General features: G+C 40.2%; 15 protein-coding genes. 4 read left to right on the top strand and 11 right to left on the bottom strand.

What is annotated here, in order from left to right; all coding sequences use genetic code 11:
* Positions 1 to 43 precede the first annotated feature (43 nt).
* Together NF418_RS00725 and NF418_RS00720 are read left to right on the top strand one after the other, a co-directional pair.
* On the top strand, positions 44 to 946 hold the full coding sequence (locus tag NF418_RS00725) for a glycosyltransferase family 2 protein (RefSeq protein WP_256777994.1): 903 nt from the start codon (positions 44 to 46) through the stop codon (positions 944 to 946).
* A gap of 105 nt (positions 947 to 1,051) precedes the next feature.
* Complete coding sequence (locus NF418_RS00720) at positions 1,052 to 2,527, top strand: lipopolysaccharide biosynthesis protein (protein WP_256777993.1); 1,476 nt, start codon at positions 1,052 to 1,054, stop codon at positions 2,525 to 2,527.
* Between the two features lie 57 nt (positions 2,528 to 2,584).
* Here the strand turns inward: NF418_RS00720 and NF418_RS00715 are convergent, their stop codons facing one another.
* Entirely contained in the window at positions 2,585 to 3,778 is a 1,194-nt protein-coding gene (locus NF418_RS00715) for a hypothetical protein (protein WP_256777992.1), read from the bottom strand.
* 231 nt (positions 3,779 to 4,009) lie between these two features.
* Here NF418_RS00715 and NF418_RS00710 point away from each other — a divergent pair, with 231 nt between their 5' ends.
* Positions 4,010 to 4,948, top strand: coding sequence for a glycosyltransferase family 2 protein (locus tag NF418_RS00710; RefSeq protein WP_256777991.1), 939 nt, complete (start codon positions 4,010 to 4,012; stop codon positions 4,946 to 4,948).
* A gap of 72 nt (positions 4,949 to 5,020) precedes the next feature.
* On the opposite strand, the gene NF418_RS00705 is transcribed toward NF418_RS00710, so the two are convergent.
* From NF418_RS00705 to parE, 10 genes are all read right to left on the bottom strand, one after another.
* On the bottom strand, positions 5,021 to 5,731 hold the full coding sequence (locus NF418_RS00705; RefSeq protein WP_171998922.1) for a CpsD/CapB family tyrosine-protein kinase: 711 nt from the start codon (positions 5,729 to 5,731) through the stop codon (positions 5,021 to 5,023).
* A 24-nt stretch (positions 5,732 to 5,755) separates the two neighbouring features.
* The gene (locus tag NF418_RS00700; protein WP_256777990.1) at positions 5,756 to 6,484 is read right to left on the bottom strand and encodes a YveK family protein; all 729 of its coding nucleotides are present in this window, start codon (positions 6,482 to 6,484) and stop codon (positions 5,756 to 5,758) included.
* 179 nt (positions 6,485 to 6,663) lie between these two features.
* Entirely contained in the window at positions 6,664 to 7,686 is a 1,023-nt protein-coding gene (locus NF418_RS00695; RefSeq protein WP_256777989.1) for a branched-chain amino acid aminotransferase, read from the bottom strand.
* Between the two features lie 114 nt (positions 7,687 to 7,800).
* The gene (locus NF418_RS00690) at positions 7,801 to 8,415 is read right to left on the bottom strand and encodes a DUF4230 domain-containing protein (protein WP_256777988.1); all 615 of its coding nucleotides are present in this window, start codon (positions 8,413 to 8,415) and stop codon (positions 7,801 to 7,803) included.
* A gap of 385 nt (positions 8,416 to 8,800) precedes the next feature.
* Positions 8,801 to 11,254: a DNA topoisomerase IV subunit A gene (parC, locus tag NF418_RS00685; RefSeq protein ID WP_256777987.1), complete on the bottom strand. Its 2,454-nt coding sequence runs from the start codon at positions 11,252 to 11,254 to the stop codon at positions 8,801 to 8,803.
* Between the two features lie 27 nt (positions 11,255 to 11,281).
* Entirely contained in the window at positions 11,282 to 12,100 is an 819-nt protein-coding gene (locus NF418_RS00680) for a hypothetical protein (RefSeq protein ID WP_256777986.1), read from the bottom strand.
* Between the two features lie 69 nt (positions 12,101 to 12,169).
* Positions 12,170 to 12,727 carry a GTP pyrophosphokinase gene (locus tag NF418_RS00675; RefSeq protein WP_256777985.1) on the bottom strand — a complete coding sequence of 186 codons (558 nt, stop codon included), beginning with the start codon at positions 12,725 to 12,727 and terminating at the stop codon, positions 12,170 to 12,172.
* Positions 12,728 to 12,754: 27 nt separating this feature from the next.
* The gene (locus tag NF418_RS00670; RefSeq protein ID WP_256777984.1) at positions 12,755 to 13,258 is read right to left on the bottom strand and encodes a YkvA family protein; all 504 of its coding nucleotides are present in this window, start codon (positions 13,256 to 13,258) and stop codon (positions 12,755 to 12,757) included.
* A gap of 32 nt (positions 13,259 to 13,290) precedes the next feature.
* Entirely contained in the window at positions 13,291 to 13,893 is a 603-nt protein-coding gene (fic, locus tag NF418_RS00665) for a protein adenylyltransferase Fic (RefSeq protein ID WP_256777983.1), read from the bottom strand.
* Between the two features lie 23 nt (positions 13,894 to 13,916).
* Entirely contained in the window at positions 13,917 to 15,866 is a 1,950-nt protein-coding gene (parE, locus tag NF418_RS00660; protein ID WP_256777982.1) for a DNA topoisomerase IV subunit B, read from the bottom strand.
* Positions 15,867 to 16,008: 142 nt separating this feature from the next.
* On the opposite strand from parE, the gene plsY reads away from it, so the two are divergent.
* On the top strand, positions 16,009 to 16,653 hold the full coding sequence (plsY, locus tag NF418_RS00655; protein ID WP_256777981.1) for a glycerol-3-phosphate 1-O-acyltransferase PlsY: 645 nt from the start codon (positions 16,009 to 16,011) through the stop codon (positions 16,651 to 16,653).
* Positions 16,654 to 16,781 lie beyond the last annotated feature (128 nt).

Here is a 16,781-nt window from a genome sequence, read left to right as displayed (position 1 = left end):
TCCTGTTGTAATATTGAATGTAGAAATTTAGAAAGATATTTTCATGAAACCATTTATCTCAGTCATAATACCAAACTTTAATCGCCAACTTCTAATCCAAAGAGCCATCGAAAGCGTCAATCAACAACATTATCCAAATTTGGAAATTATCATTGTTGACGATAAATCAACTGACCAATCCGTTTCGATTATTCGAGACTTACAAAAGCAACAGGACAATCTTTCACTCTTTGTCGTTGAGGAAAATAGTGGTGCCAATGCTTGTCGAAGTATCGGGGTAGAAAAGGCAAGAGGAGAGTACATTGCCTTCCTTGATTCGGATGATTATTTTCTACCAACAAAACTTGAAAAACAAGTTCGTATTTTACAAGACCGACCAGAAGTTGGTTTTGTTGTGACTGGTTTCGGCGCAAAAGCGGTGCACCCCCTTTCAGAAGGAATTATTCCACTAAAAGAAACAATTAAGCAAAATAACCTAGGTGGATTCTCTACCCTAATGGTGAGGAAGGAGCTATTTCAACAGGTCGGTGGATTAGATAGTAATCTACTCAGCTGTCAAGACTGGGACTTGTTCCTAAAACTCCTCCAAGTCAGTCAGGGCTACAAACTGGCAGAAGATTTGGTTGCCTATGAGGTGCAAGAAGACAGTATTTCCAAAAATGCTACCAAGGTCATTCAAGGATATCAAATTGTATCCCAAAGAGCACGCGCCATCAACCAAACATTACAGGTGCTTCCAGAAAAGGACTTGCAGGCCTATCAGGAGTATTATCTTGCTATGCGCTACTTCAAACTAGGACAGATAAAAGAAACTCGTCAACAATTATGGAAATCGCTTCAAATCAAACCAAGATTTGTTCCCTTTCTATATTGGACCTGCTCCCTCTTTGGATATTCTACACTCAAAAAACTATTACAAGTGAAACAAAGTTTTATTTCAAAATAATACTAATAAAAGATATTTATCGAAATTATTTTATCAGTATCCATTTCATTTATCAAAAAAAATGACTTTACAATTTTTGTCTTTTATTAGAAAGTTGCAAGCTCTATGAATACAAAATCACTAAAACTCAATGGACTAATTTCCATACTCAATAAATGTATCTCCATCATTTGCAGTCTAATATTACCAAGATTATTTATCACTGCTTATGGTTCAGAAATTAACGGATTGATGTCAAGTATTTCCCAATACCTCAATTTAATCAGCCTCCTCGATCTCGGAATGGCTACCGTTATTCAAGCGAGTTTATATAGACCAATATTAAATAGTGACTTCAACCAAATATCATCTATTTACTATAAATCCAGAGTTTTTTTTAATCGGATTGGGCTGGCCTTGTTGGTCTATATTGGCTGCTTATGCCTAATCCTACCTAAAACATTAACTGGCGATGTTTCCAGTATTCAAATTATCGGGCTAACTCTCATTCTATCCCTCTCCCACTTGCTGCAATTCTTTGTAGGTATTACCAGTCAAATTATTTTAGGTTCCGACCAACGAGCTTATATCAAGGAACTACTGCAAGGAACGGCAAATATCATTAACTTAGCCCTTTCTATTTTCTTAATTAACAGTGGTCACAGTATCTACCTAGTGAAATTTGTTTCGTCCCTCGTGTTCATACTTCCACCCTTCTGCATTAGTTTCTATGTCCACAAGCACTACCACATTTCTAAGAAGAATATTGATGACAACTACAAAATCCAACAACAGTGGTATGGTATTGGTCAACATATTGCCTATACCATCCAAGAAAGTACAGATGTGGTCATCCTCTCACTCTTCGCCAGTCTTTCTCAGGTCTCTGTTTACACTGTTTATAATACCGTTTTTCAGGGGATAAAGACTTTCTTAAACGCAGCAACCAGCGGTCTGCGACCATTTCTTGGACGAGCACTCCATTTAGAAGATAGAACTGTTTTACGTGAACAATTTAAGAAAATTGAATGGACCATCCATACCGCTGCCACAATTTTGTTAAGCACTACCTTCCAATTAATTACTCCATTTGTCATCATATATACCCAACACATAACAGATACCAATTATAACCAGCCCATTTTTGGATATCTAATGACCTTTGCCATTTTTATCTACGCCCTGCGCTTGCCTTATCGTACACTGGTTTTTTCAGCAGGAAGTTTTAAGGAAACACAAGTTGGAACCTATTCGGAAGCCTTCCTTAATCTAGCCATCTCTATTGGCCTAGTCTTCCATTGGCAGCTCATCGGGGTAGCTATCGGAACAAGTATATCACTAGTATTTAGCCTATTTTACTATATTTGGTACTGCTATCGTCATATTCTACAGGCACAGTTACACCATCTGAAATGGCAACTATTGGTTGATATGCTAACTGTATCTACTTCCTGTCTGTTTTTCCTTCCGTTGACAAGATGGATTACTAATTTTATGAGCTGGGGACTATTTGGTCTATGTAGTGTCATCCTTACTAGCGGAATTTCCTATCTCCTCAATCGCTTCATACTTCAAAAAAATATTCTCTCAATGATCAAGTAATCAAAAAACTCTATTGCTCCGTAGCTACCAATAGCTTAGGACAATAGAGTTTTTTGATTAGTCAGCAGCACACATTTTTCTTTCTTGTTTTGCTTGACTATAGATCGTACAAATAAGTGCCATCATAATGATAAAACTATCTCCTTCATACATACTTCCAGTTAAAAAATATTTTAAAAAGAAGGCTGGAACGGCAAAAATCAGAACTATTTTATTTGTTTTGTTAGCGCAAAGGAAGGTTTTTCCAATGAAATAAACTAATGAACTCAGAATTAGTGTACCTATAAACCAACCAAATGATAGATAGGTTTCTAATATAAAATTATGAACGTAAATATTATTGGGCATGAGGGTACGGTCGAAAAACAAACCATTGATTTCACCGCCCATCTGTTTTAAATAGTTGATGGCTATGTCAATCATCTCATTTCTACCTGTACTCACTCCGATACTCCCTTGCTCCAAGCGATTTAAAATATAAGAATTTTCAATATTGAGTGCAGGTAATGATTTTCTAGCAACTGAGAAAATTCCTATGAAAAGCCCCAGCCATAGAACGATTTGTGATAATTTCTTCAAGGATAGGTTGCTGATGAAGTTGTTTTCAAACGCCAGAAAGATGAAATAGACCACTGCTCCGATAACCAACCAGATCAATGGACCGCGAGCACCATATATAACTCCCTCTAGCAACATAACTAGGGCAACTCCCGCCTTAAGCAGCGTAGGTCGGCGAATGAAACTAAAGGTAAATAGCATCCAAATTGGTAACAGCTGATAAGAAAAGGTCATATAATTGGTCTGATTCTGAAAGAAATACTTGGCAATAAATGAGCTGACTATGATAACGTAATTCGTGTATTCAATCAATTTACTAGAGAATAGCTGACGAAAATCACTTATTCTAGTTAATATAAGCACTGAATAGGGTAGGTAATAGACGTAAATCATCATCATGACTGTGCTAGTATAAACCGACTTAACGGATTGAGGACTGGTCAAATACATAATGAAGTATAAAATATATATGAAATATAGTGCCACTAATCTTTTCAGTGAAAAACCAAATTTAACAAATACAATAATTGCAAAGAGATAGACTAAACCGTAACCCAAGTAGATACTTCTACCTGCTAACAAGTCAAAGTTTATGCTTTGAAAAAAAAGGTTTAAAACCATACTGATAGGATAAATAGCCATCGAAAAATAGAAAAAATATATTCCCCATTTATTAAATAGTGTGTTGTCCATAAAAACCTACCTCCCCTGATTTTCTTAAAAAATATCTAAAAATCTCTTTCATTTCACTCCAATCCTACTTAAAAAAAACAGCACTACCCCCCTACTATGTATGGCTAAAAAATTTCTAACACAGTATTATACCATCTCGTTTAAAAAAATGAAAATATCGGAAACAGCCATAAAAAAGAAAACTATTCCTCGCGATATGGTATAATGAAAAACAAAGAGAGGAGGAAAGTTTTGCCAAAAGTTTCTATCATCGTTCCAGTGTATAATACTGAAGATTACATTGGTGAATGTATTGAATCCATTCTAAAACAATCCTTAAGCGATATCGAATTGATTTTGATTGATGACTGCTCTACCGATCTATCTTTGGCGATATTAAAAAATTATGCCAATAAAGACCAACGAATTACTCTAGTTGAGTCAGCTGTAAATACTGGAGTTGGTGAAGCAAGGAATAAAGGAATCGATCTAGCCACAGGAGAATTTATTGCATTTGTTGACTCGGACGACTTTGTCAAAGAGGATATGTTTGAAAAACTCTATCTTCAGGCAATCAAGGACCAGGCAGACCTAGTTCTTTGTGATACTGGCACCTTTTCCTCTGATGGTAAGACAAAGTCTGTTTGGCATAAGGCCATTTATGGCAAAGCAGAACTCAAGGACATCTTTCATAATACCCAACCAACTGCACGGATTGTTTCAAGAGAATTGATTGATAGAATTCAGTTCCGATTTTTAAAAGGCATGGGAGAAGGTATTTATTTTGAACTGATGATTCACGCTCGCCACATCACTACTGTTCCGGAAAAACTATATATCTATCGATCTAGAGAGGGTTCGCTTAGCACTACTCCAAATCCTCAAAACAATTGGAAATCTATGGAAAACAATCGCATTATGGGGGAAAGAAATCCAGACTATAAGGACTATTTTACCTTCAAAATGATTGAAGATTTACTCCAAATGGTTGCTAATGCGGTGAAAGCTGAAGATAAGAATGCCTATCAAGAGGCTAGATACGAACTAGCTAAACTCGACTACACTAAAAATCCTTATTTATCAACTTTTTACAAATCAGAACTGCCTCTTCACCGCTATATTATTAAAGTCTATGTATTGCCAACAAGCTATTCAATTGGACGCTTTCTAACTACCATTTTAACTAGATAACTAGTCAAAAGAGCTGAGTTCGACACTCAACTCTTTTTTATAAGTTTGCTACTTGCTCCATTACCATTTTTGTTAATAATAATAGTAAGAATCCTTTTGTTCCTTTGCAACATCATTCATCACGTACCCAAGCAGCTTCGCATCAACATTTTTCAAATTTCTTAAACTTTTTTCAAGTTCCGTTTTTAAGACATATTCTTGGCGAACTACTAGAATCATACCGTCTACTTTTCTAGACATAATCTGTGCATCCGTCACGCTATTAACAGGTGGTAAATCATAAATAACAAAATCAAAATCATTTGCTAATGTTGTCATCAATTTGCCCATATTTTCTGATTGTAAGAGTTCAGAGGGATTTGGTGGAATAGGACCCGATGGAAGAACATATAAATTTAAATCAGTAAGATGATGTAAACCTGGTGTGTATCCTCCCCCTTTTCCAATAACAAGATCGGTTAATCCGTGCATATTTGAAATATTAAAAGTACGGTGAACGGTAGGTTTTCGTAAATCAGCGTCAACAATCAGTACTTCCTTGCCGGTCAATGCAAGACTGTGAGCTAAGTTGGCTGATACAGTTGATTTTCCTTCGCCAGGTATAGAGGAAGTCACTCCGATAGTTTTAATCTTTCCATTCAACTGTACATACTCTAAATTGGTACGAAGAACACGAATCTGCTCTGCATTCAAACTAGTTGGCTGAGTCACTGAGTAAAGTGGAGACCCTTGTATTTGTTGACTGTCTAAATCTTTTTGTTTTTTTCTTCTGCCAAAAAACATTTTAAAGCTCACTTTCTATTTCGCTTACTTATAATGGGCATCGCTAATATCTTTTGTACTCATGTTGTATAATTCAGTCAATAGAGTTAAATCATAGCTTTGTAGCAAGGAATCATTTTTTACAGTATTGTCCAGAATATTTCGAGATAGTATGAAACCAAAAGAAATGAATACACCTGCTAATATACCTGAAACAATATTCTTAACAATACTGGGTGACACCTTATTGCTATTGAAAGAAGCAGGAGATAGAACAACCACTTTACCAAAACCTTGGCTATATATTTCTTGCAAGGTTTGACTAAAAATAGTTGTGATTTCTTCAAGAACAACTTGTGCTTCTTTAGCATCATCCATACGAAGTTTGACAACAAAGGCCTGTGAATCCTCTGTTTGAACAAAGCTTAAACGCGCTTTCAAATCTGTTGCCGAATATTTACCATCAAACGTTTCTGATACCTTTCCAAGTACTGGCACTCCATAGAGAATATCACGATAGGTGGGAATCATTTCCAAATTTGTTCGGATAGAGTTTGCTGCCTGTACATAAGTATTACCACTACCAATATCAATCGGATCCTGGGCAACTAAGAGTTGAGCACTTGAATCATACTGCGGTTTCACTGCAAAATTTGCATACATGCCCATAACAAACCCACCAAATAGAGCACAAGTTATAATCATAATAAAATTCTTTTTTAATAACTTAATCAGTTCAAAAATGTTCATAATATCATCAGTCTTTTTGTCCATGAAATCTCTATCTTTCTAAATTCAGAAAATATATCTTAATCCATACCATTATAACAAATTTATTGTCATTTAGTATTCAAGAGCTCTCTCATATAAAATAATCTTTTATAATTAAAATGAAAGTGAGTAAAAAAGTTCATAAAAACTCCTACCCAGTTCTCACTGAATAGGAGAAAATTTTATTCCACTTCGACAATCCAACCTTCTGGTGCTTCGATATCGCCGAACTGGATGCCTGTTAATTCTTCATAGAGTTTGCGGGTTACTGGTCCTACCTCTGTTTCGCTATGGAAAATATGGAGTTTGTCTGCGATTTGAACACCACCAATTGGAGAAATAACGGCTGCTGTTCCGCAGGCTCCTGCTTCGACAAACTGGTCTAATTCTTCGACGAGGACTTCACGCTCCACTGCCTTCATCCCCAGACGATGCTCTGCTAGATACAAGAGAGAATACTTGGTAATAGACGGCAAGATTGATGGTGAAATCGGTGTAACAAACTCATTATCAGCTGTAATACCAAAGAAGTTTGCAGAGCCCACTTCTTCAATCTTGGTGTGGGTAGCTGGGTCCAGGTAGATGACATCTGAGAAGCCCTGCTTTTTGGCATATTGGCCCGGTAAGAGCGACGCCGCGTAGTTACCACCAACCTTAGCTGCACCTGTACCGTTTGGTGCAGCACGGTCGTACTTGTCTTGAATGAGGAAGTTGGTCGGAGCCAGGCCGCCCTTGAAATAGTTACCAACCGGCATGGCAAAAACTGTGAAAATGTACTCTTCTGCTGGTTTTACGCCGATGATGTCGCCGACACCGATGAGGAGCGGGCGGAGATAGAGCGTACCACCAGTTCCATAGGGAGGAACGTAGTCCGCATTAGCTTTGACCACCTCTTTACATGCCTTGATGAAGAGCTCCGTCGGAACAGGCTCCATGAGCAAGCGGTTAGCTGTTCGTTGCAGGCGCTCGGCGTTCTGGTCAGGACGGAAGAGTTGGAGTTTTCCCTCCTTGGTGCGATAGGCCTTGAGACCTTCAAAGGCTTGCTGCCCATAATGGAGGGCAGGTGAGCTTTCTGAAATGTGAAGTTCTGCATCCTCAGTCAGCTGCCCCTCAGACCACTGGCCATTTTTGAAATGAGCGATGAAGCGGTAAGGCAATTTCATGTAGGCAAAACCAAGGTTTTCCCAGTCAATGTTTACTGTCATAAGTTTTCTCCAAACGTATTTTTTACTATTTTACTACTTTTGAAAGTGAATTTCAAGAAAAATTCAGAATATTTTGAAACATTAGAAAAAGCCTGAGAATTCAGACTTTCAAAATTACTCAAATTCAACTGTCACTTTGGCTTCAGGATTAATTGCCTTAATGATATTGTTGTAATAGGATTCCGCAGATTCTTTGATGTATTCTTCGTAGTATTCCAAATATTCACGTTGATTTTTAGATGATAGTCCTTCTACAACCATTTTTCCTGTATCTACATCCTTTGTCGAATAACTAAGTAGTTCACCCGATTTGTCATATAATTCATAGGGGTCCTTTTCATCTGGCTCTACTCCAATTACTTCAAATTTTGGAACAGTAACTACATATGAATTCTCTTTTACTTCCTCAATATCAACAGACTCCTTAATTCCAAACTTCGCTTTATAGCGTAGTATAATCAAAGCTGTTTTCTTCGACTCTGGGACCTTGAAACCAAACAGGTCCGTGAATTCTGATTTTGATATTACCTTCTGTATGCCAGTATTTAAGAAGACGACTTCCTCAGCTTTCTCTAAGTACATAACACTACTGCTAACGGAAGCTGGCTGATCATTGATGGTACTAGCGGCTCCGTAGCCTTTAAACCAAGCTAGACCGAGTAAAATTAAAGATAAAAGGATGACATATAGTGGAACAGAAAACAGTAGAATTTTTTTCAAAACAGACATATACTACCTCCTATAATTTTGAGACCCCATAGATTCCAATAACCGCAAGACCAGCAGCCAAGAAAGGATTTAAAAAAGCAAGACCAACAGTTATTATTACTAAAATAATTCCAATAATTAGTTTCATCATATTTGTCACCTGCCTAAAAACACTATATTTATATCTGTTATTATACCATCTTACTATTAGAACTTCAATGTTCATTTCTAGTTCAAAATAGAAAAACCCGCCAGAGCGGGTTGATTTCTTCATTTGTTAGTACCAACCAGTCAACTGGTGAAGCCATTCCTCAAAAGCAGGAAAGAGATTCATGGCAAGCAATGTCAAAAACATGATGACTATCAGAATCAGGAGTACAAGGTGTTTCTTCTTCACTTTTTTCTCCTATTTCACCCAGGCAGTCAACACTTCCTCATCAGAAATGGTTTCTGAGATAAAGCTACCGTTGCTGGTGCGTTCGGACAGGCTGAGTTGGGTCACATCAATCTCATAGAGTTTGCCTGTTTTGGACTGAACGTGAAGGATTTGACTTGTCGTTTCATCTTCATTTGCCGTGCTAAAGAGGTCAAAATCACCCTGATCCGTCAAGACTGGACCCGCCGCAAAGACACGATGAGGCTTAGCCTTGAGTTCACGAAGGACCTGCAGACCACGCTTGGCACGGCTGGTCACAGAGATTTCCTCCGTCGCCATCCGCTTAAGGCTACCACGCTGGGTCAGGAGATAGACGGAACTGGTGTTGCTGATAAAGGCCGCAGCCACCACATCCCCATCCTTGAGGTTGACCGCCTTGACACCGGCCGCCTTGGCACCGATGATTGGCACTTCTTCGATGTTAAATCGCAGAGCGTAGCCCTTTTCTGTGATAAGCATAATGTCGTCCAAGACCACAGGTGATACGGTAATTACCACATCCTCTGCATCTTTTAGTTTGGCATACTTGGTTGACTTGGACTTGTAAGTCCGCCATGGAGTAAACTCCTTCCGCTCCACACGCTTGATTTGACCGTATTTGGTCACCGCGAAATAAGTTCCCTCATCAAAATTCTCAACCAGTTCCGCGAAGATAATCTCTTCATTGGTCTCAAAATTCATGAGTGTCTGGCTCAAGTGTTCACCAATGTCCTTCCAACGAATATCTGTCAACTCATGGACAGGTCGGTAGATGACATTTCCAAGATTGGTAAAGAGCAATAGGTGCTGGGTTGTCTTGGCATTCTGCAAGAAAATCAACTGGTCATCCTCTCGTTTGCCCATTTCTTCCAGCGTTGAGGCATTGAAAGAACGCGGACTAGTCCGTTTGATGTAACCTGCCTTGGTTACGCTGACAAAGGTTTCTTCCTCGACAATCAAGCTGGCGGTGTCAATCTCAATCGTTTCTGCCTGATCTTGTAACTCACTCAAACGAGGATTTCCAAACTGCTTTTTGACCTCACGCAGTTCCTTCTTCATAAGATTGAACATAGTCCGCTCATCGCCAATAATGGCTGCCAAGGTCTGAATCTGCTCGCGTAGAGCTGCTTCTTCATTCTCCAAGGTCACAATATCGGTGTTTGTCAAACGGTAAAGTTGCAAGGTCACGATAGCCTCAGCCTGTTCCTCACTAAAATCATAGCTGATTTTCAAGTTTTCCTTGGCGTCAGCCTTGTTCTCAGAAGCACGGATAAGGGCAATGACTTCGTCCAAAATGGAAATGACACGAATCAAACCTTCTACGATATGGAGGCGTTTTTCTGCCTTTTCCTTGTCAAACTTAGACCGGGCAATGATAATCTCACGGCGGTGGGCGATGTAGCTGGACAGAATCTTCTGCAAGCCGACCTGACGCGGTGTGAAGTTATCAATGGCCACCATGTTGAAGTTGTAATTGATTTGTAGGTCGGTATATTTGTAGAGGTAGTTGAGAATGGTTTGCTCATCGCTATCTTTTTTCAGCTCAATGGCAATCCGCAGACCTGTCCGATCTGACTCATCACGCACCTCGGCAATACCAGGCACCTTGTTGTTGACACGGACATCATCAATCTTCTTGACCAAAACAGCCTTGTTGACCTCATAAGGAATTTCAGTGATGACAATCTGTTTCTTACCAGCCTTGAGCTGCTCGATGTCACAACGGCTACGAACTACTACACGGCCCTTACCAGTTTCATAGGCTTTCTTGATTTCGTCAGCCCCTTGGATAATGGCACCTGTTGGGAAGTCTGGTCCAGGCAAGAACTCCATCAACTTTTCTAATTTAGCTGTCGGATGATCAATCATGTAAACAACGGCATCGATGACCTCCGCCAGATTATGTGGCGGGATGTCAGTCGCGTACCCTGCTGAAATTCCTGTCGCTCCATTGACCAAGAGATTAGGGAAGGCAGCTGGTAACACCGTGGGTTCTTTTTCCGTATCGTCAAAGTTCCAGGCAAAAGGCACGGTTTTTTTCTCGATGTCGGCCAGGAGATAGCCAGCCATTTCCGACAGGCGAGCCTCGGTGTAACGCATGGCCGCTGGCGGATCGCCGTCCATGGAACCGTTGTTTCCGTGCATCTCCACCAAAATTTCGCGGTTCTTCCAGTCCTGACTCATGCGGACCATGGCATCATAAATAGAGGAATCACCGTGCGGGTGGAAATTCCCCATGATATTCCCGACTGACTTGGCAGACTTACGGTAGCCCTTGTCAAAGGTGTTGCCATCCTTATTCATAGAATAAAGAATCCGACGTTGCACGGGCTTGAGACCGTCACGAATGTCCGGCAATGCCCGCTCCTGAATAATGTATTTGGAGTAGCGACCAAAACGCTCTCCCATGATGTCCTCAAGGGACATGTTTTGAATGTTAGACATTTAATGTTTATCTCTCTATTCTCGTTTTTACAAAATATCCGTGCCGTCTTGAAAATTGTATTTACTATCTTTTATATTAGGTATGATAACGTTGAAATATAATTTAATATCATCTGATTTTGATTGGAGATGAATTGCTGACGGAATTGGATCAGACGAATCATTGTATATTAACTTGGAATAAAAAATCAATTTTTTATTCTTTGGTAGATGATAGTATTCATAGCTCCCATCTTTAGGTATTAGAGATTTCTCACGAAGAAGGTTATAAAATTCTCTAAGTCTTTTTTTCTCAGGTGAGCCTTTGCTGTCATTTTTAGAATAATCTACCATTCCAATCGCATTCTCAATTATTATTTCAAGAAGTCTTTGGGGCATCACATCTTGCTCAAACCCCTTATTCGTAAATTCATTCGCTTCTCTGGTTTCATAAAATAAATTATATCGATGAAAACAATTTAAACCTTGTCCGTCCTCGAATTGTACATACTCTAAAATAGAGTGGGCTAACAGGTGACCAATTCGAAAACTATCTGAATCAAGTGCTAACGGAGTTATAGGTTTTAATTTTTTCCTTTTGCGTTTTGTTCGCGTATTTCCACCCTTTAAAATAGCTACAATTTCTGTTGCTTTCTTCTGTTCCTGTTTCTGATATACAATAGGAATACATTTATCCATAGCACTATATATAGATACATAAGGTATGTCCGGCTGTAAATTATTTACTATAAACCAGCCCAGTTTTTCTAAATAGATTACATTCGATGAACTGACACCTATCTTCTTACAAAATAGTTCTAGACATGCGAATCCCATTTTATCCAATACAACTTTCTCAGATATCATTAAAATTAACTCCTAAACTAATTCTAATAAAAAATTTGATTTGTGATAGAGAAGCACAACGTACTTATATCAAACAAACTTCCTCTTATACTTGATATGACTGGCAATATTACCTTCTACATCCTTCTCATCCCACAGTTGCAGTTCCCACGGATAGTAAAAATTGCTCTTATTCTTGAAATAGATATGAATGCCAATATAGCCGTCCTTATCTCGCAGATACCAGTTTTTCAGACCATGTTTTCCCTGCCAGTCATCCAGACGCTCCATAACCTCCGCGATTTCCTCAGCAGTCAAAATCATACGAGCACCAAAAATATCATTGAGAATGGAGTTGACAGGATATCCCTCATTTCTCTCCTTAAAACGCTCAATCTTATCCAAAATGGATTCCGATGTTTTGACACGATAAAAATAGGGAATATCCTTGACATCTGCACGCATCAAGTAGTCATTGATAGATTCGTGTAAGTTGAGTCGATAAGCCAGAATAGGTTGAGTTGGCACCTTAGTAAATGTATGTTTGAGATTGACTTTTTCAACCTTTCCGGTTTCAAAATAATCTTTGGAAAACTTTCTGTCAATTCTATTGATTTCAGCAATAAATCGCTCGACTTTTTCTAACAACTTCTACTCCTTTTGTAAATAGCAGAGCTACTCTTCCACCTTCCACTGACTTGCTTGCCAGTTTCTGAAATCATCCACATCTGACTTAACTAATTTGAGGCAGGCATTAAGTACAAAAGCATCATCCAGCAAGCCTGGTCCGAATAGGAAATCAGGCAGAGCATCCAAAGGGCTGAAAAAGTAAATCAAGGCTCCAATTGTAGCCAAAATGGCTCCCTTCGGTAAAACCGTGTAATCTCGCTTGACATAGCTTCGAACCATGGAAATCATACCCGGAATGGCTGAAAACTTGTCCCCACCAAACGGTAGTCGAGCCAACTTCTTCTCGATATTTTGCAGAAAATGTTCCAATTTCCCTTGATCAGACAACAAGGCCTCTGCCCGTTCTCTAGTCTTGGACGATTTCCAGGTTTCAAGCGCCTGGTCAAATTTCTCTTCCAACTCCTGTTTGTTTTTAAATGGCTTACGCTTTTGAGCCCATTCAGTCAGCTGTTTTTGAAAACGGTCAGTTAATTTTACTCTTAGTGGCATAAAACACCTCACATAGTTTGCTTGTGCTAGAATTACAAATCCTCAGTGCGATAAAGGTTGTATCCTTCGTAATAATAAGAATGGTCAATACCTTTGAAATAAGTAGCCTGACCAAGATCTTCCGTTAAGGCTTGCAATAACAGATATTTAAGCTCTCCTGTTGACACATGGCTTCTAACCATTGCATTGAAATATTCATCTTTATCAATGCTATTCCAATCAACTACCTTGCCCAAACTATCCCGTAGCATACAATCCAACCAGATACGCATACTGCGACCATTTCCTTCTCGAAATGGATGTGCGATGTTCATATCTGCGTACTTGTCAACAATCTCATCAAAGGTTTCGTGAGGTAGCTTGTCGATATAGGCTAAAGACTGCTCTAGAAAAATTCGTGGTGCAAATTGAAAATTATCCTTGGCAATGTTGACATCACGAATTTTACCTGCAAAATCATAAATATCCTCAAATAAAGTCTGATGAATGTGTGCCAAACCTGCAAAAGTCCCAACTTCTATCTGGAATAACTGACCAGTTTCGAACAGTTGGGCTGCTTTTTTCTTACTGATTTGTTCTTCAAGTCGAGCTAATTCAGCGGAATTTTCAATCCCCAATTTATTTTCTAAAACCATATGGCACCTCAACTTCCCTGAGATTATTTGGTAAAAGCTGTCGCTTCCTCCAATGTAAACTTCACATTGTCTTCAATCCACTTACGGCGTGGCTCGACCTTGTCCCCCATAAGGACGGACACACGGCGTTCAGCACGGGCTAGGTCTTCAATGGTGACACGGATAAGGGTACGGGTTTCAGGGTTCATGGTTGTTTCCCAGAGCTGATCGGCATTCATCTCACCTAGACCCTTGTAGCGTTGGAGGATAAAGCCCTTGCCAAAATCCTTGCGGAGATCTTCTAATTCCCCGTCAGACCAAGCGTAAGCAATCTTTTCTGTCTTGCCCTTACCTTTGGACATCTTGTAGAGAGGCGGAAGGGCGATGTAAACCCGTCCTGCTTCCACTAGCGGTCGCATATAACGATAGAAGAAGGTCAACAAGAGAGTCTGAATGTGGGCTCCGTCCGTATCCGCATCGGTCATGATAATAATCTTGTCATAGTTGACATCTTCGATAGTGAAATCTGACCCAACACCAGCACCAATGGTGTAAATCATGGTGTTGATTTCTTCGTTTTTGAGTATGTCCGCCATTTTTGCCTTAGCAGTGTTAATAACCTTACCACGCAAAGGTAGAATGGCTTGGAACTTGCGGTCACGGCCTTGTTTGGCAGAGCCTCCGGCTGAATCTCCCTCGACCAGATAGAGTTCATTTTTGGCTGGATTTTTAGACTGGGCGGGGGTTAGCTTACCTGACAGAAGCCCTTTGTCCTTCTTGTTTTTCTTACCATTTCGGGATTCGTCACGCGCCTTACGCGCAGCCTCGCGGGCGTCACGCGCCTTAATGGCTTTACGAACTAGATTTGAAGCTAATTCCCCATTTTCCAAAAGGAAGAAGGTCAGCTTGTCCGACACAATGCCGTCCACCACAGGACGAGCAAGCGGACTGCCCAGCTTGTCCTTGGTCTGTCCTTCAAACTGCAAATGCTCTTCTGGGACAAGGATAGAAAGGACCGCAGACAAACCTTCACGGTAGTCAGAGCCTTCTAAGTTCTTGTCCTTTTCCTTGAGCAAGTTGGTCTTACGAGCATAGTCGTTCATGGCCTTGGTAATGGCTAGTTTGAGACCTGTTTCGTGGGTACCACCGTCCTTGGTCCGAACGTTGTTAACGAAGGAGAGGATGTTGTCTGAATAGCCGTCGTTGTACTGCATGGCAACTTGAACTTGGAAACCAGCATCTTCTCCTTCAAAATAGAGGACAGGTGTCAGGGTTTCCTTGTCTTCGTTGAGGTAGGAAACAAAGTCCTGAACGCCATTTTCGTAGTGGTACTCCTCCTGCTCGCCTGTCCGCTCATCTGTCAGAGTCATGGTGACTTGTTTGAGTAAGAAAGCTGATTCTTTCAGGCGTTCGGCAATGGTGTTGAACCTGAAGTCAGTCGTTGAGAAAATGGTATCGTCAGGCATAAAGGTAACCTTTGTACCTGTTTTTGATTTTGGTGCGGTGCCAATCTTCTCTAGGGTCGTGACTGGTTTTCCGCCCTGCTCAAAGCGTTGCTTGTAAACAGCACCGTCACGGGTAATCTCCACTTCCAACCAGCTGGACAGGGCATTGACCACCGAAGAACCAACCCCGTGGAGACCACCTGAAGTTTTGTAGCCACCTTGACCGAACTTCCCACCTGCGTGGAGAACGGTAAAAATGACTTCTACGGTTGGCTTGCCGGTAGCGTGCATACCAACGGGCATACCACGTCCACGGTCGGAAACGGACAGACTGCCGTCCTTGTTAATGGTCACATCAATCCGATCACCGAAACCGGAGAGAGCCTCATCGACAGCGTTATCAACAATCTCCCAGACCATGTGGTGAAGCCCATTCCCGTCTGTTGAGCCGATGTACATACCTGGGCGTTTGCGGACGGCGTCCAGCCCTTCCAGTACCTGAATGGCATCATCATTATAGTTATTTATGTTAATCTCTTTCTTAGCCAAAACTGACCTCCATACTTATCATCCTTTCTATCTTACAGGTTTTTAGCCATTTTTGCAAAATTTTTCTGTTGCCTATCGGCTGAGACAACTCACAAAATAAGATTTTGGACTAAATGAGATGAAAATATGCTATAATGAAAACATGTTAGTCAATCTTATTTTACTATTTATTGCATATTTATTGGGATCTATCCCGTCAGGACTTTGGATAGGTCAAACTTTTTTCAATATCAACATTCGTGAACATGGTTCGGGAAATACTGGAACAACCAACACATTCCGTATTTTAGGTCCGAAGGCCGGGACCATTGTATTTGTCATTGATTTCCTTAAAGGAACCTTGGCTGCTCTGCTTCCAATTATTTTTCATGCTCAGGGTATTTCCCCTGTTGTATTTGGATTGGTGGCTGTCTTAGGGCATACCTTCCCTATCTTTGCCCAGTTCAAAGGCGGTAAAGCGGTTGCAACATCTGCTGGTATGCTTCTGGGCATCGCACCTGCTTTTTGCCTCTATCTAGTCATCATTTTTGTGACTTCTCTTTACCTCACTTCGATGGTTTCCTTCTCCAGCGTATTGGCTGCTGCTTTAGCAATCTTAGGAGCTCTGCTATTTCCAGCAACAGGAATCATCCTGCTACGCTACGACTGGCTCTTTACAGTGATTATCGTTTTTCTTGGCAGTTTTGTCATCATTCGTCACAAGGAAAATATCCAGCGGATTTTGAAAAAAGAAGAAAATCTTGTCCCATTCGGACTTAATCTAACCAAACAGAAAAAGGGAGCTTAAATCACTCGCTTTTAATTTATAGTCTTTTAGTTTATTTTTAGTACTCGCTCCAAAGGTTCGGGGAACCTTTGGAGGTTGGAGACATAGCGAACAAAGTTCGCCTCAATAGCTGCAGACAGCTTGTACAG

It is taken from the genome of Streptococcus suis, assembly GCF_024509555.1.
In the GTDB taxonomy this organism is placed as follows: Bacteria; Bacillota; Bacilli; order Lactobacillales; family Streptococcaceae; genus Streptococcus; species Streptococcus suis_AD.
This window is presented reverse-complemented; position numbering and strand designations above follow the sequence as displayed.